The organism is Blautia hydrogenotrophica DSM 10507, from assembly GCF_034356035.1.
Lineage (GTDB): Bacteria > Bacillota > Clostridia > Lachnospirales > Lachnospiraceae > Blautia_A > Blautia_A hydrogenotrophica.
The window spans coordinates 375,459-394,522 of sequence record NZ_CP136423.1 but is presented as its reverse complement, the minus strand read 5'-3'; the positions used below and the strand labels follow the sequence as shown (position 1 = coordinate 394,522).

At 46.5% G+C, this 19,064-nt stretch carries 17 protein-coding genes; 4 read left to right on the top strand and 13 right to left on the bottom strand.

Annotation, left to right across the window (positions count from 1 at the left end):
* Positions 1-10: 10 nt before the first annotated feature.
* The 8 genes from BLHYD_RS01885 to BLHYD_RS01850 form a co-directional block, all read right to left on the bottom strand.
* Positions 11-916, bottom strand: a complete 906-nt coding sequence (locus BLHYD_RS01885; RefSeq protein WP_005947046.1) for a dihydrodipicolinate synthase family protein — start codon at positions 914-916, stop codon at positions 11-13.
* An 18-nt stretch (positions 917-934) separates the two neighbouring features.
* Positions 935-1,756, bottom strand: coding sequence for a carbohydrate ABC transporter permease (locus BLHYD_RS01880; protein ID WP_005947044.1), 822 nt, complete (start codon positions 1,754-1,756; stop codon positions 935-937).
* Positions 1,756-2,643: a carbohydrate ABC transporter permease gene (locus tag BLHYD_RS01875; protein ID WP_005947042.1), complete on the bottom strand. Its 888-nt coding sequence runs from the start codon at positions 2,641-2,643 to the stop codon at positions 1,756-1,758. Before BLHYD_RS01875 ends, BLHYD_RS01880 begins: the two co-directional genes overlap by 1 nt.
* A 30-nt stretch (positions 2,644-2,673) precedes the next feature.
* Positions 2,674-4,002 (bottom strand): ABC transporter substrate-binding protein, encoded by a 1,329-nt coding sequence (locus tag BLHYD_RS01870; RefSeq protein ID WP_040350431.1) that lies wholly within the window; start codon positions 4,000-4,002, stop codon positions 2,674-2,676.
* A 54-nt stretch (positions 4,003-4,056) separates the two neighbouring features.
* Positions 4,057-5,184 carry a M20 family metallopeptidase gene (locus tag BLHYD_RS01865; RefSeq protein WP_005947039.1) on the bottom strand — a complete coding sequence of 376 codons (1,128 nt, stop codon included), beginning with the start codon at positions 5,182-5,184 and terminating at the stop codon, positions 4,057-4,059.
* Between the two features lie 77 nt (positions 5,185-5,261).
* Positions 5,262-5,456, bottom strand: a complete 195-nt coding sequence (locus BLHYD_RS01860) for a hypothetical protein (protein ID WP_005947037.1) — start codon at positions 5,454-5,456, stop codon at positions 5,262-5,264.
* A complete protein-coding gene (locus tag BLHYD_RS01855) occupies positions 5,453-6,631 on the bottom strand; it encodes a PucR family transcriptional regulator (RefSeq protein ID WP_005947035.1) in 1,179 nt (392 codons plus the stop codon). The genes BLHYD_RS01860 and BLHYD_RS01855 overlap by 4 nt, the downstream gene beginning before the upstream one ends.
* Before the next feature lie 2 nt (positions 6,632-6,633).
* Positions 6,634-7,341, bottom strand: coding sequence for a GntR family transcriptional regulator (locus BLHYD_RS01850; RefSeq protein WP_005947033.1), 708 nt, complete (start codon positions 7,339-7,341; stop codon positions 6,634-6,636).
* 132 nt (positions 7,342-7,473) lie between these two features.
* Here BLHYD_RS01850 and BLHYD_RS01845 point away from each other — a divergent pair, with 132 nt between their 5' ends.
* The gene (locus BLHYD_RS01845; protein ID WP_021845691.1) at positions 7,474-8,322 is read left to right on the top strand and encodes a MurR/RpiR family transcriptional regulator; all 849 of its coding nucleotides are present in this window, start codon (positions 7,474-7,476) and stop codon (positions 8,320-8,322) included.
* 107 nt (positions 8,323-8,429) lie between these two features.
* Here BLHYD_RS01845 and BLHYD_RS01840 read toward each other — a convergent pair whose 3' ends face one another.
* The 5 genes from BLHYD_RS01840 to BLHYD_RS01820 all read right to left on the bottom strand — a co-directional run bounded on the left by BLHYD_RS01840 (position 8,430) and on the right by BLHYD_RS01820 (position 14,050).
* The gene (locus BLHYD_RS01840; protein ID WP_005947030.1) at positions 8,430-9,719 is read right to left on the bottom strand and encodes a nickel-dependent lactate racemase family protein; all 1,290 of its coding nucleotides are present in this window, start codon (positions 9,717-9,719) and stop codon (positions 8,430-8,432) included.
* 9 nt (positions 9,720-9,728) lie between these two features.
* Positions 9,729-10,280 carry a TRAP transporter small permease gene (locus tag BLHYD_RS01835; RefSeq protein WP_005947028.1) on the bottom strand — a complete coding sequence of 184 codons (552 nt, stop codon included), beginning with the start codon at positions 10,278-10,280 and terminating at the stop codon, positions 9,729-9,731.
* A 137-nt stretch (positions 10,281-10,417) separates the two neighbouring features.
* A complete protein-coding gene (locus BLHYD_RS01830) occupies positions 10,418-11,500 on the bottom strand; it encodes a DctP family TRAP transporter solute-binding subunit (RefSeq protein ID WP_021845690.1) in 1,083 nt (360 codons plus the stop codon).
* Between the two features lie 19 nt (positions 11,501-11,519).
* Positions 11,520-12,806, bottom strand: coding sequence for a TRAP transporter large permease (locus tag BLHYD_RS01825; RefSeq protein WP_155799540.1), 1,287 nt, complete (start codon positions 12,804-12,806; stop codon positions 11,520-11,522).
* A gap of 122 nt (positions 12,807-12,928) precedes the next feature.
* Positions 12,929-14,050: a tyramine oxidase subunit B gene (locus BLHYD_RS01820; RefSeq protein ID WP_005947021.1), complete on the bottom strand. Its 1,122-nt coding sequence runs from the start codon at positions 14,048-14,050 to the stop codon at positions 12,929-12,931.
* Positions 14,051-14,429: 379 nt separating this feature from the next.
* Here BLHYD_RS01820 and BLHYD_RS01815 point away from each other — a divergent pair, with 379 nt between their 5' ends.
* The 3 genes from BLHYD_RS01815 (at position 14,430) to hydG (ending at position 18,979) form a co-directional block, all read left to right on the top strand.
* The gene (locus BLHYD_RS01815; protein WP_005947019.1) at positions 14,430-15,836 is read left to right on the top strand and encodes a glycerate kinase type-2 family protein; all 1,407 of its coding nucleotides are present in this window, start codon (positions 14,430-14,432) and stop codon (positions 15,834-15,836) included.
* 20 nt (positions 15,837-15,856) lie between these two features.
* Positions 15,857-17,134: a phosphopyruvate hydratase gene (eno, locus tag BLHYD_RS01810; protein ID WP_021845687.1), complete on the top strand. Its 1,278-nt coding sequence runs from the start codon at positions 15,857-15,859 to the stop codon at positions 17,132-17,134.
* A gap of 399 nt (positions 17,135-17,533) precedes the next feature.
* Positions 17,534-18,979 carry a [FeFe] hydrogenase H-cluster radical SAM maturase HydG gene (hydG, locus tag BLHYD_RS01805; protein ID WP_005947003.1) on the top strand — a complete coding sequence of 482 codons (1,446 nt, stop codon included), beginning with the start codon at positions 17,534-17,536 and terminating at the stop codon, positions 18,977-18,979.
* Positions 18,980-19,064: the final 85 nt, after the last annotated feature.

Below are 19,064 nucleotides of genomic sequence, written 5' to 3'. Positions count from 1 at the left end.
CTCTCCTGCCTCAGCCAATTACTCTCGTGTAATCCAGTTCCCTCATTCTTTCTATCAACTCTCTCTCCTCTTCCACTGATAGATTTTCCAGAGGAGCCCGCACCGCAGCAAAACAGAGAATTCCTTTTTCTCTGAGCATCACTTTATAGGCAGAAATGTTATTTTTTTCGCACAGAATGCGGTTCAATACATTCGTCCTGCGCTGTATTTTTCTGGCTACATCCCACTCCCCTGCCTGAAGTGCCTTCCATATTTCCCGGTAATGCTCCGCCAGTACCATCGCATTCCCTGAGACGACTCCGTCTCCGCCCGCGGCCACCACTGCCTGAAACAGATGGTCCGGTCCCACGAGCACAGAAAAAGTCTCCTGATTAATCAGCATAAATTCCTGCAATCTGGTCATATCTGGGTAACTGTATTTCATTCCTACAATATTCGGACATCTGGCCGCAACCTCCTGAGCGACCTGAAAAGATATGTCATTGACTGCATTCTGAGGAATCCCATAGAGATAGACGGGAAAATCGCTGGGGACGCTCTGCGCCACCCGTACATAGAAATCCACCAGTCCCCTGTCTGAAATCTGAAAATAAATAGGAGTCACCACTCCAATCCCATCACAGCCCGTCTTCACCGCATGTCTGGCCAGCTCCACAGTCTCTTTCTCCGTCATGGCTCCCACCTGGGCAAATACCGGAATTCTGTGGTTAACTTGCCTCACCACAGTCTCCACCACAAGCTTTCTCTCGTCTTCACTTAACAGACACATCTCTCCCGTCGTCCCACAAGGATAGATACATTGAAGTCCGCTCTCTATGATATACTCTGCCAGATTTTTCAAAGAACCCACATCTATCTTCCCGCTCTCATCAAACGGTGTAACTATGGGGACTACTGTCCCGTACAATTTCTTCATCCCAATTTTCCTCTCATTTCATCCTTTTACCGCTCCTGCGGTCAGTCCCTGTACAATATATCTCTGCAAAAATACCGATAACAGGATAATCGGCAGCGTCACAATAATTGCCGCAGCCATCAAGCCGGACCAATTAATTTCTGTGTGTGATAAAAAGTTAAATATCACCGTCGGCAAAATCTTTGTATCAGAATTTCCTAAAATCAATCCAAACATAAAGTTATTCCATGCGTTGATGAAAGACAAAATCGTAACCGTCATGATTCCCGGCAGGGAAAGCGGCAGCATAATCCTCAGAAAGCAGGTCATTCTGGAAGCCCCGTCGATCAAAGCAGACTCTTCTAATTCCACCGGAACCCCTTCAAAATAAGGAATCATCACCCAAACCACAAAGGGTACCGCAATCAGCATATTCGCCAGGATAATCCCCGTATAGGTACCCGTCAGGCCGATCTTCGAAAACATCAGATAGACGGGAACCAAAAATGCGATGGATGGGACAATTCGAATACAGAGCACGACAATCTGAAGCATGTTTTGCTTATATCTCGCCATAGAATAAGAAGCCGGGAGTCCGATCAACAGTGACAGCCCCGTCGCGCCAAAGCTGATAATCAGGCTGTTTATCAGAGGCTTCTGAAACTGATAGGTCTCAAAAACCTGGATGAAATTCTTGATTGTAGGCACAAAATGGAAAGTCTTGGATGGATTCACGATATCCACTGTATTTTTAAACGCTCCCAGTACCATATACAGAAACGGAAAGACCGTCACAAACAAAATTGCCAGAACCACCAGACAGAACAGTACTTTTTTCCAATAAAATCCTGTACCCCTCATCAATACACCACCTCCACCTTTTTCTTGATCTTCATAAATACCCCGCACACAATCAATATGAAAACCACAAACAAGACCACATATGCCGAGACCCGCCCAAAGCGAAAGTTGGAGAATGCCTCTTCATAGACCAGAATATTCAGAGTCTTCGTGGAATTCCCCGGTCCGCCCTTCGTCGTGGCATAGATGATGTCAAAAGATTTCAAAGCGTCAATCAGCCGCAACAGTGTGGCCATGAGAATCGTGGGATTCAGCAATGGCAGCGTAATTCTTCTCAAAATCTGTCCCTTCGTCGCTCCATCCAACATCGCCGCCTCATAGGGGTCTGTGGGCAAGGACGCAAGACCTGCGCTGACCATCAGCATAATAAACGGAGTCCACTGCCAGATATCAATCACAAGAAAGCTGGCTAAAGCCGTGTCTGCCGAAGAAAGCCCCTGAAAGGAAAGCCCGATCTTTCCTAAAAGATAATTGATATACCCGTAGTTCACATCAAACAGCAATTTCCAGGTCAGCGCTACAGCTACCGGAGTGGCCACCATCGGAAGAATAAACCCTGTCTTCACCAGATTCTTTCCCTTAAACTTTTTAGACAGCAGTAGCGCCAGCAAAACGCCCAAAAATACTTCAACCGCCACCGAGACCACCGCGTAAATCAGCGTAATCCACACAGAATGCCAAAAATCTGAGGAAGTCAGGGCATAGATGTAATTGTCCAAACCTGTCCACTGCGGAGCCTGCCCTAAGGCAAGACTCCACTCATAAAAACTCAGTTTTAAGATATAGCCGATAGGATAGATCGCCATAACCAGAATAAAAAGGATGAGAGGCAGCACAAAGAGATATTTTTCTTTTCCAGTCAGCCATGTATCTTTCTTTTTTCTCATATTATCATCTCCTGCCTAAGCTCACCGAAGTTACTGATACTGTTCATCATACAGTTTTTGGAGTTCCTCGGAAGCTGCTTTTAACGCATCCTCATAATCTTCTCCCTGCCATGCCAAAGACAGCGCTTCTCCTACAATGGTTCTGGCTTCCGAAGCGTATTGCAGATCTGGGAGAGTTCCGCCGTCAGAAATCTCCGGGTCTGAGACTGCCAATACTGCCTCAACCAAATCCTCCGGATAAGTCTTCAGCACCTCCTCGTTCTCCCAGGTGGACTCACGCGCGCTGAAATTTCCCTGAGCCGCCGCATAGACATCCATTTCCTTGCCTGACGCCCACCGTATGAACTCCCAGGCAGCACCTTTATTCTTACTGCCTGCCGACATTGCCAGCGACCAGCCGGATTCACTTCCACTGGCCTTCACGTCTCCCTTGGGAACCACCGCGAACCCCACAGAATCTGCCACCAGAGAAGATTCCGGGTCTGTGGCATACGTGTACTGTGTATCGCAGTCAATTCTCATAGCCGCAATTCCCTGAGCAAAATCATCGGAAGTCTCTGACCATCCCTTACTCAGATAACCCGGAGGAGAATATTTCAAAAGTTCCTGATAAACTTCAATGGCTTTCTTCGCCTCCGGCGAAGTCAGATCACAGACCCCGTCTTTAAAATAATCCGCTCCGTAAGCCCTGGCCACGGTAATCCAAGTCAATACAGACGCAAATCCATCCCCTCTCATGCTGATGCCGTACCGGTTCTTGTCCGGGTCTGTCAGCTTCTTCGCCGTCTCGATCAGCTCTTCATACGTCTCCGGCACCTTCTCTATCCCCGCTTCCTGAAAATAATCCTTGTTGTAATAAAGTACATAATGTTCGTCAAAGACCGGCACCGCGTACAGCTTTCCGTCGTCTCTAGTCCCCTGCTCCACAGGGATATCCAGAAAATCTTCCACATCAAAGTCCTCATCGTCCTGGAAATATTCGTCCAAAGGTTCCACCCATCCATTGGCTTGATATGCCCCTAAATCCTGGAATGGCTGGAAATAGAAAGCATCCACATCGGAGCCTCCCGCCGCCATACTGACCGCAATCTTGTTTTTCAATTCGTCATTGGAAAGCTGTTCAAATTCCACCTGAATACCAGTTTTTTCCGTAAATTCAGGCAACTTTTCTTCCATCGCGGAACAAGTCACTGCGCTAAATCCCAATACTGTCAGTGTCGTCCCGTCGTAGGGCTTTTCTGGGTTTCCGCTCTCTGTCTGTGCTGCCTGCTCAGGACCTTCCCCACCTGAACACCCGTTCAGCACAGCGCTAGACAGCAGCCCCAATACCACTATACCAGCTACGATTTTTTTCCTCATATTTCTTCCTCCTTCTCTCATTTTGTACATATCTTATTCTGATTCTCACCCTTTTCAGGCAAGCACCAAAAAGTTCTCGTAAAAGCCCACCGCTTTTCTGATCTGTTCCTCCTCCACGTACTCATCAATCTGATGCGCCAACTCCAAACTTCCTGGACCGCAGATAATCGTATTCCTATATCCATTTTCTGTAAAAATGGGCATATCCGTACTTCCATTAAAGCATCCCACAGTCTGCCCTCCTCCCAGCGCCTGAACCGCCGTCCGACAGCAGCTACTCTCCCTCGATGACGTACCCACAGGCGCACACAGCAGAGTTTCCAGTTGAAAAGTCGTCTGGCTGTTCTGCCTGGATTCCAAAAACAAAAGGGTAAGCTGCCCTCTGAGCATTTCTTCCGTCTCCCCTTCCACTGTCCGGCAGTCTAAGAGTGCGGAGCACACCGGCGGAATCATGTTTTCCTTGACCTCCGCATGCAGTATCGTAGGGGTGATGACCGGCGGCGGTAAAATCCCATACTGCTGTTTTTTCGCTCTGTCCTGGTTGAACCGTTCCACCGCCAACAGAAAACGGCTCATCTCCAAAATAGGGTTGATTCCCTTTTCCGGCGTGGCCGCATGGGCCTGTTGTCCTCCTATATCCACCCGAAACCTACTGATTCCTCTGTGAGCAATCTGTACCTGCATCTTCGTGGGCTCCCCGATGATTACCAGCGTCTCTTTGGCCGGGTGGTAGTTCCTCACAAATACACGACTCCCGTCCCCGCTCACTTCCTCATCGCAGACAAACACGAGGGTAATCTTCTTCTCCGACAGGAGTTTCGGTTTTTTCGCTGCCTTGACTGCCGCAGCCATCATAGCGGCCACAGCCCCTTTCATATCGCTGCTACCCCGTCCCCAGATCTTTCCCTCAGACCGGGTCATCTCAAAAGGCGGTTTCTTCCAGCCTTCCCCCGCCGGTACCACATCTAGATGGCCAGTCAAAATGATTTCCTTCGCTGAACTGTCTCCCACGGATGCTATGACATTTTCCCTGCCTTCGGCGACTCTCTGGTAATTCACTTGAAATCCTTCCTGCCTCAGCCGTTCACCGATATATCTGGCTGCCTGTGCCTCGTTTCCTGGTGGATTCGTCGTGTCCGCCGCAATCATTCTCTCTAAAAGCTCAAAAACCAGCTCTTTCATCTCTCTCACCGCCTTCCTTCTGCCCGTATTGTCTCATATTTCTTCTGACAACTCATTGTAATAACTCTAATATTTTCTCATAAAATTTTTGATTTCATACAATAGAAGGGATTGTAAACTTCCGTTGATTTCAGGTATAGATAAACGTAGAAAAGCCCCAGAGCTGCTGCTCCGGGGCTTTTCGTTTTATGCCCAACATGGTCTATTAACATCTTTTTACCTACTGGTATCATAATATATATCGTTTTTATCCCAAGATTCTCTCTTATCATCCAGAACTATCTTCCCACCGTGTGCCAAGCTCATAAATCCTCACGGCGAGACTCATCTGCTCCAAAAAGGTCGGGTCTTCCTCCATGTTGAGCAGCTCTCGCACCTTATTGATGCGGTATCGAATCGTGTTTTTATGCACATGCATTTTCTCGGATACCGCATGGATATCTCCGCTCTGCTCAATATAAATACGAATCGTCTGGAACAGCTCTCCGTCATACTCTCTGTCAAACTCCAAAATCTTTCCGAGAAAACGCCTGCTGTACTCTTTCATCCAGCTCTCTTTATAATATGGAAACAAAATCTGATAAACCCCCATGTCATCGAAAAAGATCTCTTCTTTTCCCTTCAGACATGCAAATCTTTCTGCGTATAGGCACTCCATCACTGCCTGCCTGAGTTCATCCTCTCTAGCATGATGGCTGCCAACTCCCACCGCCTGGTGTCTCTCGCCAGGCTGAATCTCTCGCAAAAGCTGCCTTGTATATCTGCTGAGCATCTCACCTTTTTCAGCCGCCAGAATAACCAGACAGCCTCCGTGGTAAATCAGAGCGCCTCCTCTCTCTCCTATCCGATCATTCAGCAGCCGATATCTGCGCGCAAGCTCACTTTCTTTTATTCCGTCTTCATACTTTTCATATACAGCCAGATAGTGCCGCCATTTCCCTTTAACAACTCTTTTGAGAATATTGCTGCGCTCTTCCTCGCCTAAATTCCTGTCAATCAAAGAGTCTATTCTCTTTTCCATATTTTTCACATCGTTCCACCCTGAAATCCTCCCTTTGATTTCAAAGACGATCTCCTCAAAATAGGCGTCGTCTCTACCAAACAAAAAAACCGGGAGATTGTTCTCATCCGCATACTCAATGGCTTCCCTGGGAAGCTCCTGATAGCAAACTGCTTTGACAGCCAATGCACTCACTCGATCTCTGACTAGGCCTTCAAATGCGTTCAGAATTCTTTCTGGATGATCTTTTGCAAATAATAGCGAAGAGATCACAAACCCTTTTCTTCCAAAAGCCCATTTCTGCTGAAGCTCCTCATCTTCAACCGCATATTCATAATCCAGAATGCCAATATTTTCTATTTCATTGTCTAAGCCCTTTTCCCCAGCTACCAAGCGAAAAGCTTTAAACTTCTCCATCTGCCAGATCTCTCTCACCGTCAAAGCCATCTCTACATACTCCTGTCTTTGTCACAAAATCCCCGCTCTTCTTGAAGCTTTTCATTGATGAAATTAATCTCCAAAGCCGTCCTCTCCCAATGATTTTTTGTCACCATAGAAATCATAAAGCTGTCTCTCATCTCCAAGTCTTTTATCAGCTCTAGATGGTCTGAAATCGACTCTTCTAGAGTCATCGTCTCCTGAAAAAATCTGTACTCTAGCCTCAAAATATGAATCCAAAGCGTATTGCAAAAATCTATAATATACTCATTTCCGGCAATTCTTAAGATATAATCATGAAACGCTCTGTCAGCCTGCAGCAGCTCCATAGGGTCCGCTTGGCTTCTCACACGGCGCAAAAAGACATCGCTTAATTGTTTTAGATCGTCGATTTGTTCCTGTGTTACCTTCTCAATGGCAATGGTAGCAGCGAGCTGCTGTAGACTCACCATCGGCAGATACCACTGTTCGATGTGATCTGTCTCGATCTCTGTGACAATCGTCGCCTTGCCCGGATATGATTTTATCAGTTTCTGCATCTCTAACTGCTGAAACGCTTCCCGGACGGGAGTTCGGCTCACATGAAATAAAGCAGCGATATCCGTATCTGACAGCTTCTCACCTGGCTTCAGCCTTCCCTCGATAATCCACTGCTTAATGCTCTCATATATCTGAGTTCTCACAGTTCCTCTCGTTTCTCCTGTCTCCGGCATTTGCATATCCTGACACCTCCTGTTGGAATTATACCAACTTTTCGTTCCTGTGTACAGAAAAAGTCCCTTTTAATGAATTGCTTATCTTTTCTAAAGATGTTAGAATATGGTTTAGTATCGTACCACAAGGAGGACTTTATGGGGGATTTTTTTCACAAGCTAACAGATAATTTTGATGCCTTCACATACTCACAAAAAACTGTGGCCAACTATCTGATCGACAATCAGGACAACGTGGCTTTTGATACACTGGAAGATCTAGCTGAAAAAATTGGCGTCAGCACAACTACCGTCATACGCTTTTCTAGGGTTCTCGGCTATCAAGGATACAGCGATATGCAAAAAGATATCCAGAACAACGTCCGCACAAAAGCCGCTCTTCCAGATCGTTTCGACAAGACTAATTTACAGATACCTAAAAATCAGCTTCTCCAGCAGTCTTTTACCAATGATTTAAACAACATTCAAAAAACTCTTTCACTCCAAAAAGATCAAGATTTGGAGCAGGCGATTCAAATGATATCCGACGCTCAAAATGTATTTGTTCTCGGAATGCGCGCTTCCTTCTCCATTGCTCACTATTTCGCCTCGCGAATCGGAGAAATCAAAGCCAATGTACGCCTAATCTCTTCCACAGGTCTCATCTATCCGGAAGAAGTGAACTCTGCGCAAAAAGGAGATGTCTGCGTCGCTTACATGTTTCCTAGATACTGTAAAACAGCGACTACGATTCTCTCCTGGTTCAGAAGCTGTGGTGTCAAGATCATCCTAATCACCAGCCAGAATATAACTTCCGTCACAAATTACGGAGATATTATACTTCCCTGTACCGTTTCTAGCGTCTACTATAAAAATTCCTACGCGGCCCCTCTGTGTCTGACAAATTTTTTGATCGCTGCTCTGGCCCAGGCAAGCCCTGAGGAATCCCGCGCGATGCTAGAACGCACAGAAAATATTCTCAGCCAGGGATTTTATCTGGGATTATAAAAATTGGATAGGGGAGATTTCACTCTCCCCTATCCAACACGATGCCAGCTCTCTTCCATTTAAATGAAGAACAGCTTCTCCATGAATCAATCCGTATCCTTGAAGTCCTACCTCAATACAGGCAGTCCTGTCTGCGGTTTCGGATAAAATAAAATCTGTCCTCTCTCTTTTTTGCACAATTCTTCCGCTCTTTTCAGCGCAGCCTCCAACGTGGGACAAGGCTCCATAAACATTTCACGAATTTCCTCATCAGAGATACTTGGGCAGCAGACAATTACTTTCACCTTTTTTCTGAGAATCTTGGCAAGCAAAATGACATGGTCGCTCTGAACCTCATAATGATTTATCGTGTAAGCAACTGCTTCTTCCAGATTTTCACTGCTCTTAAAACCGTTCAGCATATCTGGAGAATTCACCCCCTCCGGGCACCCACAGTAGAGAATCACCACCGTCCTCTCATCGAGAACTTCTGTCAGGGCAATCAAAGCTTTCACGGACTGATAAAAATCAATATCCAATGGTTTTCCTGGAGTAGTCACCAAAATATCCGGCCTTTGAATCCTCACCCCTAGACGTTCTCTCACATTCCGAACCGCAGCCTCATGACTCTCGCGTAATTTTCCCGCAAACACAGCTGCCAGCTTCAACTGGTTATTCAGAATACAATTCACGCTAAAATCAATTCGAAACAAATTTGCAGCTTCCAACATATCCTCGTGCACTGGGTTTCCATCCAGCTTACCGATTCCAGCGCCCTGCGCGAGAATCATCTCTGGACGGTGATTTACCTTAATCGTCTTCTCTGAACTGACACCTGGCAGCACCGACTTTCTGCCGCCGGAGAACCCGGCAAACTCATGGGGTTCCACTTTCCCAATCTGCACGTGGATATCGCACGCCACCGCTCTTTTGTTCACCCACACTGGCGTTCCTCTCGTCGTCTCTCCCAAATACACCAAATTCTCTTGGTCGTACGGCGTATGATTTTCTATAGAAACTCTCCCATAATAGTCTCCCAGGATAAGTTTCATCTCTGACTCCGTCGCTTCTCTGTGGACACCGAGCGCCACAAAAACACGCACATTTTCCCCAGAGATTCCGCTGGCTGACAATTCCTCCGCCACGTATCTGAAAAGCCGTGCCGTCGGAACCGCCCTCGTAGCATCCGACACCAAGACACAAGCAGTCTTTCCGCCTCGTCTCCGCACAATTTCCCTCAAAGGCCATCCATATTTCGGCTGTCTCACAGCCTTGCTCACTGCCTCTTCATGATTCAGTTCCAAGAGATCTGGCGTCTGAACTAGCCCCGCTTCCCAGCCATTCATAATCGCACAGGATACTCCCAGCTCGTCATCTATATAGTTCACTCTTCCATCTCGATCTCTTAACCGATACATTTCGCCCTTCTATTCCTTCATATCCAGGTGAAACTCACCGCCACCTGTCAAGTCTTCTTCCGGCTTCTCAATAGCCGCGTGATTTCCCTTGCCCGTCAAATCTACGATCAGGTTCCGTATCTCATACACCGTGACAAACAGGAAGGAAATTGGAATTGCAGCATATGCATAACCATAAGGCAGCCCAAGAGCCGGTGTCGGTCGATAGCCTGCCTCCATCACATAATTGGCTCCGACGTAGATCACCACCAAACACACCAACACTGTGATTATCTGAGTCACCTTTGACAACACAGCCGCTACACGTTTGGGCATGTGTTCCTTGAATATAACAATAGAAACGTGCTCCCGACGGATAGCCAGAAGCGATACGCTCAGCATACCAAACCACACCAATAGAATTTTCAGCAGTTCTTCCGACCAAGTCAGAGAACTGTTTAAAATATACCGGCAAAAAATATGCGCCATTAAAATTGCCACCATGCCCAAGAGCACCACACTGAGAACTGCTCGGAGCACTTTAAATGAAGACGCAATAAATTTATCCATAGCTTCTACCATACTCTATTTCCTCCATTAAAAAGCTCTGCTCTTATTCATCCTGAAGACTGCCAGCCACAGTCTGGCAGTCTCCCAACATAATGCGCAAACCCTCATACCGCTTGTCGGCGGCACCTCCAAAACGGTTAAGCTGTCCATTAGTAATCTTTAATCTGATTTAAAACATCTTCTACATCTTTCAAATACTGGTCCACTTTGTCCTGTCCGATATCGCTGCTGACATCCTCGATGACCACCGGCTGCGCAGTCTCCTTCATCTCATCTCTCGCCCCTGCTTCAACCTCATTGATCTGCATTCCGTATCCTTCCAGTTCTTCCAGTATCAAATCTTCACGTTCAGCGTTGCAAAACCGGCTATATTCCATTCCCAGAACAGCCCCTGTCTTGACGATTCCCTGATATTTGCCAGGCAGACTTTCAAAAAAGTCTAAATTACAAATCAGAGGCATCGCGTCGTAGATGTGGTTGGTGATGGATAAGTATTTCTGTACCTCATAGAGTTTTTTGTCTGTGACATTTGCTATAGGATTTTCCTGAGCATCCACCGTGTTCTGAGAGAGCGCCATATACAACTCCGAGAACGAAACAGGCGTCGGATTTGCACCCAGTGCTGAAAACGCCGCCATATGGTTATTATTCTGCATGGTCCGAATCTTCACACCTTTTAGATCAGCTGCGCTCTCTACCGGAGAAGAGTTCGTCGTCACCTGACGGAACCCATTTTCCATAAACGCCATTCCAATCATTCCGTAATCCTGTAGAGAATCTAGCAAGTCCGTTCCTACGTGACTGTCCAACACCATCCAAGCTTCCTGATAAGAGTTGTACACAAATGGGATATCCAATACTTCAAATTCTGAATCATAGGAGACCACCGGAGCAAAGGACGCGACCGCCATCTCCAAAGACCCTTGTGCTACCTGTTCTAGTGTCTCTTCCTCTCCGCCCATCTGACCGCCAGCGTAGATATTCACTTTCACATTTCCATCCGTCTGTTTTTCAATATATTCTTTCATTACCTGCAGACCTAACGTGGAAGGATAGGTCTCAGAGTTCTCACAAGCGATTCGAATCGTATAGCTGCCGCTGACATCTTCCTCAACAGCTCCTCCGCCATTTGCCCCGCCGGAGCTGTTTGTCCTCTTACACCCCGCCATTGTGGCAATCATAGAAACCGCCAGCAAACCTGTTATCAGAAGTCTCATTTTTTTCATTTTCATAACCATCTCTCCTTCCTCTTTATCCTGTGTATCCCATCAGATTCGGGAGCCACAGACTCACCTGAGGTACAAATGTCACCAGTAACAAGACGCCAATCGTGACTGCCAAGAACGGCAAAGCTTCTCTGGCTGTCTCCTCCAATTTAACTCCAGCCACCGGGCTTGTGACAAACAAGGTAATTCCGAACGGTGGTGTCGCCAAACCAATTACCAGGTTAATACAGAACACAGCACCAATATGTAACGGGTTAATTCCCAGCGCCCATGCAATCGGCGCGATAATCGGAGCTAAAATAACCGTAGAAGCATAGTCATCCATAAACATACCGCAGATCAGCATCACAATATTTACCAGAAGCAGGAATACCCAAGGTGGCAGTGAGGACAGCGGTCCAATCAGCATGTCCATCACTCTCTCATTGGCAATTCCCCAGGCCATGGCTGTGCCGGCTCCCGCCAGAACCAAAACCAGCCCAGAAGTGGATGCCGCCTCTACAATCATATCCGGTATATCTTTAAGCTTCACACTCTTGTTCACAAAGAACGCCAAAAGGGCACTGTACACCACCGCGACTCCAGATGCCTCAGTGATAGAAAAGATACCGCTGAAGATACCACCCAAAATTATCACCGGCAGCAATAGTGCAGGGATTGCTTTTTTCGTGGCTGACACTTTCTCTGCCCAGCTCGCTTTTCTATAGGAAGGATAATTTCTCTTTTTCGATATATGATGGGCCATCATACACTGCAAAACTGCAATCATAATCGCCGGAGTCACTGCTGCCATAAAAATACCTGTGATTGATGTCTTTCCCACCGCTGTACAGTAAAGAATCATCAAAACACTAGGTGGCATAATCGGCCCTAATAAAGATGCCGACGACATAACCGCTGCCGAAAAAGGCGCTGAATAGCCTTCTTTTTTCATCATCGGAATCAAAAATGCTCCCAGAGAAGCAGCTGACGCCACCGCCAGTCCCACGATAGACCCCATCAGCAAAGAAGCGCCGATCGTCACGATAGCTATTGCCCCTTTGAATCTTCCAAACCAGGCGTTGACAAATTTAATCAGGGACTCCAGCAATCCTCCTCGAAGCATAAGCTGTCCCGTCAATACAAAAAACGGCACCGCCAAAAATGAAAAACTATTCATTCCGCCATACATTTTAATTGCCATCTGAATCGGGTCAAACCCGGCGACCAACACATAAACCAACGTGGTCACAATCAGATTGTAGGCAATCGGTAAACCAATCACCATGAGTGCCAAAAAACAGATAATCATTGCACCTAATGATATAGACACTCAACCCCACCTCCTTCTTACAATTTTCATTTTACTTCCCGTCCTTATTCACTGTATCACCATTCATAAACAGTAGACATACCGCATCCTAACCTATTTTCCCCAAAATCAGGCAGCAGATCTTACTGCTGATACGGCTCGTCCCAAAGAATCAGTTTTTGGCCAATTCCCTTTTTTAATGCAGTCTTATACAGATCGTACCCTAGGCCAACATCAAAAGTAGCCATACCACACGCTACAAAAGTCACTCTCTCCTTATCATTAGTACGTCCTTCTTTCTTACCCAGAATTACCTCTCCGATGCTCGTGGAATCCTTCAAAGCTGGCATCTTCCCTTCATCAATTAAAGTATAAATTGGGCCTCCGATCACTCCTTTATAGTACCCAGCTTTGTCTCCAGATTCGATCGCTTCCTGCACATAAGCTTCGTGAAGTCTCACATTGTCATAGATCAACTTCGTGCTCGTCCAAAAGGAGGTATCCGTCTGCATCGGACCCGTAATCAGTACTGTAACGCCCGCTTTCAGCCACTCATCTTTCACATACAGAGGTTTCAGACGAGACGCTGCGACAGTCAACACATCAGCTCCTCTTACCGCTGCTTCCAGATCACTTGTGGCCTCTCCGTCCACACCTAATTCCTCTTTTGCCCAGCTTAAGAATTTCTCCGATGCTGCCTCAAAAATATCATAGCACACGATCTTTTTAACCTGTGGAAGCTGCGTCAAAATGGAGCGCAGACAGGAACGGTTAATCTGTCCGCAGCCTAGTACCGCGACGATCTCTGAATCCTTTCTCGCCAAATGTCTGGCTGCTACTCCCGGCACAGCCCCTGTTCTGGCCGCACTCAGTAGATTTGCAGACATAAACGCCAGTGGTTCCCCTGTATCTTTGTCATTTAGAGTCACTGTGAGCACCGACCTTGGCAATCCTTTCTTCGGATTCTCTGCGTTTGAACCGTACCATTTGTTACCACACACATCAAATCTGCCTCCCAGATAAGCAGGCATAGCCACGAACCTGCGATCTGGTCCCGCTACAGGCATATTGGGAAAAGGACTCTCTTTCGGAAACACTAAGCCCAGACCATGGCTATTGTGATTACTTCCACCCATCAGGTAGTCTCCCTCACTCAGAAGCGTGAATACTTCCTCCGCATTATCAATGCATTTTTTCGCATCCAGGACTCCTGCTTCGATCGTGTCTCTCTCTGACAAATACAAAAATTCCGTTTTCTTACCCATTTTCGTTCTCCTTCACATGATTTTATAAATAAGTTGCTTTTAATTTCGAAAAATTTGTTTTTTGTTTCTATTTTTTCTTTCTTTTTCTTTTTTCTACTCCACATTTCTATACGAAATGTATTTTTTAATACATTTAGTTTATAACGCATTGCAATATACGTCAAGTATACATTTTATTTTTTACACTTTAAACAAAATCAATTGATTTTTTTAGATAATATGCTATTTTCCTATAATTTTTAAATTTTTTTGCTTTTATAGTTGACTATAGCAATATATCTCATTATACTTAAACCAAATTTTATGTATCAAATAATATATAATGTATTTTTCTTTGTTCTTTTTTCTACCTATCTAAATCAGAAATGGAGATCACAATATGCAAAAAATTCGTAATTATAACGCCCTCACTTCCCATGGTGATGTGGAATCCAGAAAAATTGTGCTAGACATCACTGAGAAGACCCTCCAAAAATTGGACGCCTCTCAGAGAATCAAAAGCATTATGCACATGGATGGTTCCATTCTCCATATAGGAACAAAGTCCTGGGATCTCTCAAAAAAACGTCACGTCTACCTGCTGGGAGCCGGCAAAGCCTGCAACCACATGGCCATGGCTGTAGATGAAATCCTGGGAGATTATTTGACGAAGGGAATCGCCATCGTAAAGGTAGCTGAGGAGGCTGATATCTTTCACCGCACGGATGTCTACGTAGGCGGCCACCCTCTCCCCAATGAGGAAGGTTATCATGCCTGCCAGAAAATTCTGGAACTGGTAGACCAAGCAGGACCCGACGACTTATTCTTAGTCGTCATAAGCGGCGGGAGTTCTGCTCTCATGAGCTGCCCTATTGATGGCATCACTCTCGACGATGAAATTCAGACTACAGATGTGATGTTAAAATCGGGCGCCAACATCTACGAAATCAACGCGATACGCCGCCATATTTCGGCTATGAACGGCGGAATGCTGGCCAAACGTATTCAATCCGTAGGTGCAGAACTGATCGGTTTCGGAATCAGTGATGCTGTGGGAACCCCTGCGACCTCGGATATTGGAATTCCCTACGCTGCTTATGCCAGCACGCCTATGGGTCCTGATAAGACCACCCTGGACGATGCTCGAAAAGCAATCCGAGACTACAATGTGGCAGACCGTCTACCCAAAAGAGTCGTTGATTATCTGATGAACGCTGGCCCTGAATGCGAAACACCAAAGGCGTTCCCAGGCAATACTTACTTTCTCTTAAATACATTGCCCGACTCTTGTATCTACGCAAAACAGATCGCGGAGGACATGGGTATTCCCGCTATCATTCTCTCTTCTTTTTTAGAAGGAGAGAGTAAAGACGCTGGCTCTTTCTTTGCGTCTATAGCCAGAGAAATTCAAGCCTACGGAAATCCCCTACCCGCCCCCTGCGTAATTCTCAGCTCCGGCGAGGTAACCACCCAGATTCTGGATAACAGTCTAATCACTGGTCACGGAGGTCCATCTCAGGAGTTGACCGCCAGTTTCGCACTCCTAGCCACTAAGACTAAAGGAGCATGTATGCTCTCCATCGATTCTGAGGGAACAGATGGGACTACTCCTGTGGCCGGCGGTATCACAGATTCCACCAGCTACGCTGCGGCTCAAAAAGCAGGCGTGGATATCCATGCAGCTCTGCGCGGCCATGCCTGCTATGAAGCCTTAGAAAAAATCGGAGACACCGTCTTTACAGGAAACACTGGAACAAATCTGTGTGATTTCAATATTCTCTACATCCCTAAGGTAGAGAATTCATAAAAAATGAAAGGAGAATTCCAATGAGTTCTAAAATTCAATCTGTACACGCCCGTCAGATTATTGACTGTAAATGTCGTCCCATGGTGGAGGTGGATGTTATCACAGAAGACGGCTCCATAGGGACCGGCTGTGCCCCCACCGGTTCCTCTGTGGGAATGTATGAATCCTATGTATTAAGAGACAACGACCCAAAGGAATACCACGGTCTTAGTGTTCACAAGGCTGTGGACAATGTAAATCGGAAGATTGCCCCAACTCTGGTCGGCATGGACGTACACGACCTAGCCGCCATAGATCATAAGATGATCGACCTGGACGGTACAAAAGACAAACACCATTTGGGTGGTAACGCAATCTACTCAGTATCTATTGCAGCCGTCCGCGCAGCAGCCGCGAATAGCTGTATGCCTCTTTACAGATATCTGGCTCAAAAAGACATTGAGACCGTACCTGTTCCCAGCTTCAACATTGTAAATGGAGGCCACTACGCCACATTGACCCAACCTTTCAACGAATTTATCATCACCCCATACGGGGCTAAAGATATCTATCAAGCTGTAGAAATGGGCGTGAACACATTCCAGGAATTGGAGAAAGTCATCACCAAATATCTGGGCGGTACGAAACCAGAAGTCGCTCCATCCTATGGCTATGCCGCTCCTTCTGAAGACCCGGAAGTCATTCTGGAACTGATTCAGGAGGCAATCGACCTCTGTGGCTACACCGGTAAAATTGGTTTTGCCTTTGACTGCGCCTCCAGCGAGATGTATGACAAAGACTCCAACACTTACCTTTTAAAAGGAAAGCGCATATCCGCTGACGAGCTGATCGCCTATGCTAAGAAACTCACAGAAAAATTCAACTTTGTCTTCATCGAAGATCTGCTGGATGAAAATGACTGGGAGTCCTATCCAAAAGCTCATCAGGAAATTACTCGCACCATTCTGTTGGGAGACGATTTCATTGTCACAAATATCGACCGCCTAAAACGCGCATATGAACTTCAGGCCATCGACGGTTTCATCCTGAAGCCAAACCAAGTAGGAACCATCACAGAAGCTTTGGATACCTACCAATTCGCAAAAGAACACGGTATGTTCGCTACCCCTTCAGGGCGCTCCGGAGGTGTAGTCGGAGATGTGGTTATGGATTTAGCGGTGGGTCTAGGCATTCCGTTCATCAAAAATGGAGCCCCCCGTTCCGGCGAGAGAATCGACAAACTAAATTTCCTGATGCGCGCCTGTGACACAAGTCCTGGCTGCCGACTTGCAGATATTACACCTTTACTGCGCTTTTAATCCTTTCTTTATGTGACAACTTTTACTCCAAGCCGGGCAGTCTCTCTCGAAAAGAGACTGCCCGGCCTTCCTATCCCCAACGTCTCTCCCTCATGTCTAAACTGTTGCGCCCAATTGTAACTATTCAGCCATAACAGCTCGAATTAGCTGCTACGCAGCTTATATCGCCGCGTATGCGACTAAATCCTCGCTTATGGCTAAGCGCCATATGCCTGATAAGAGCAAAACTCCTCTGCAAGCAAGCTTGCTCCGGATTTTGGTTCTTATCTGTCGCATGGCTGAATAGTTACGCCCGATTTTGTGCAGTTTCGATAAAATATTGACATTATCCTTTAGAAATTTTATAATAAAATCACCAACGAGGAAGATCTTCTGACTCGAAAGAAAGGAAAAAAGAATATGTATAAGTATGACCCAAAGTCTCTCTGTGCGGATGAGTTCATCAATCACGAGGAAATATTAGAGACGCTCCGCTACGCAGATGAGAACAAAGACAACGTGGAACTCATTGACCAGATTCTAGAAAAAGCCCGCCCCAGATTTACCGAGAAGGGAACTTTCTGCACAGGGCTGACACATCGCGAGGCATCTGTCCTTCTAGCCTGTACCATTCCTGAAAAAATTCAGGAAATGTATTCTCTGGCAGAGGAAATCAAAAGAGCCTTCTACGGCAACCGGATTGTGATTTTTGCCCCTCTGTATCTCTCCAACTACTGTGTGAATGGCTGTCTCTATTGCCCATATCACATGAAAAACAAACATATTCCGCGAAAAAAGCTGACCCAGGAGGAAGTAAAAGCAGAGGTTATCGCACTTCAGGACATGGGGCACAAACGTCTGGCCATCGAATCCGGGGAAGACCCCAAGATGAACCCCATCGAATACATACTGGAATGCATTGATACAATCTACTCCATCAAACACAAAAACGGCGCTATCCGCCGTGTCAATGTAAATATTGCGGCAACCACCGTAGAAAACTACCGCAAATTAAAAGAAGCCGGAATCGGCACCTACATATTGTTCCAGGAGACCTACCACAAAGAAAGTTATTTGACGCTGCACCCCACAGGACCAAAGCACGATTATAACTATCACACCGAAGCTATGGACCGGGCAATGGAAGGCGGCATTGACGATGTGGGCCTCGGCGTACTGTTTGGCCTGGAGCTGTACCGCTATGAATTTGCAGGCCTGCTGATGCACGCGGAACATCTGGAAGCTGTTCACGGCGTCGGACCGCACACCATCAGCGTTCCCAGAATCAAACGGGCAGACGATATCGACCCATCCACTTTTGACAACGGCATCGACGACGATACCTTTGCCAAAATCTGTGCCTTAATCCGAATCGCAGTTCCCTACACAGGTATGATCATCTCCTCCAGAGAGACCCAGGCTGTCCGGGAAAAAGTTATTCGCCTCGGGGTGTCACAGATCAGCGGCGGTTCCCGTACCTCTGTGGGCGGTTATCAAGAAGAAGAGCGCCCCACCGACACGGAACAGTTCGATGTCTCCGACCAGAGAACCCTGGACGAAGTAGTCCATTGGCTGATGGAGATGGGATATATCCCCTCTTTTTGTACGGCCTGTTATCGGGAAGGCCGCACCGGAGACCGTTTTATGTCCCTGTGCAAATCCGGTCAGATTCAAAACTGCTGCCATCCCAATGCACTGATGACACTCAAAGAATATCTGGTAGATTACGCCAGCCAGGAGACAAAAGAAATCGGCGAAGCTCTTATTCAGGCAGAGCTGAAAAATATCCCAAGAGAACGTGTGAGAGAAATCTGTAAAGACCATCTCGAAAAAATTCAAGAAGGAATACGTGATTTTCGTTTCTGATTGAATACAGCTTGAGGCAAGAACAGAAACCGCTTACCAGACTTATCACGCAAAAGCCCCTGTGCAGATATTTTTTCTATCTGCA

Bases quoted from the DNA above. Each gene is read 5' to 3' on its own strand.
- BLHYD_RS01815 (WP_005947019.1), top strand. From the start codon at position 14,430: ATGCAAAAAATTCGTAATTATAACGCCCTCACTTCCCATGGTGATGTG.
- BLHYD_RS01870 (WP_040350431.1), bottom strand. From the start codon at position 4,002: ATGAGGAAAAAAATCGTAGCTGGTATAGTGGTATTGGGGCTGCTGTCT.
- BLHYD_RS01845 (WP_021845691.1), top strand. From the start codon at position 7,474: ATGGGGGATTTTTTTCACAAGCTAACAGATAATTTTGATGCCTTCACA.
- BLHYD_RS01855 (WP_005947035.1), bottom strand. From the start codon at position 6,631: ATGGCTTTGACGGTGAGAGAGATCTGGCAGATGGAGAAGTTTAAAGCT.
- BLHYD_RS01875 (WP_005947042.1), bottom strand. From the start codon at position 2,643: ATGAGAAAAAAGAAAGATACATGGCTGACTGGAAAAGAAAAATATCTC.
- BLHYD_RS01880 (WP_005947044.1), bottom strand. From the start codon at position 1,756: ATGAGGGGTACAGGATTTTATTGGAAAAAAGTACTGTTCTGTCTGGTG.
- BLHYD_RS01840 (WP_005947030.1), bottom strand. From the start codon at position 9,719: ATGTATCGGTTAAGAGATCGAGATGGAAGAGTGAACTATATAGATGAC.
- BLHYD_RS01850 (WP_005947033.1), bottom strand. From the start codon at position 7,341: ATGCAAATGCCGGAGACAGGAGAAACGAGAGGAACTGTGAGAACTCAG.
- BLHYD_RS01835 (WP_005947028.1), bottom strand. From the start codon at position 10,280: ATGGTAGAAGCTATGGATAAATTTATTGCGTCTTCATTTAAAGTGCTC.
- BLHYD_RS01860 (WP_005947037.1), bottom strand. From the start codon at position 5,456: ATGATAAGAGAGAATCTTGGGATAAAAACGATATATATTATGATACCA.
- BLHYD_RS01830 (WP_021845690.1), bottom strand. From the start codon at position 11,500: ATGAAAATGAAAAAAATGAGACTTCTGATAACAGGTTTGCTGGCGGTT.
- hydG (WP_005947003.1), top strand. From the start codon at position 17,534: ATGTATAAGTATGACCCAAAGTCTCTCTGTGCGGATGAGTTCATCAAT.
- BLHYD_RS01885 (WP_005947046.1), bottom strand. From the start codon at position 916: ATGAAGAAATTGTACGGGACAGTAGTCCCCATAGTTACACCGTTTGAT.
- eno (WP_021845687.1), top strand. From the start codon at position 15,857: ATGAGTTCTAAAATTCAATCTGTACACGCCCGTCAGATTATTGACTGT.
- BLHYD_RS01820 (WP_005947021.1), bottom strand. From the start codon at position 14,050: ATGGGTAAGAAAACGGAATTTTTGTATTTGTCAGAGAGAGACACGATC.
- BLHYD_RS01865 (WP_005947039.1), bottom strand. From the start codon at position 5,184: ATGAAAGAGCTGGTTTTTGAGCTTTTAGAGAGAATGATTGCGGCGGAC.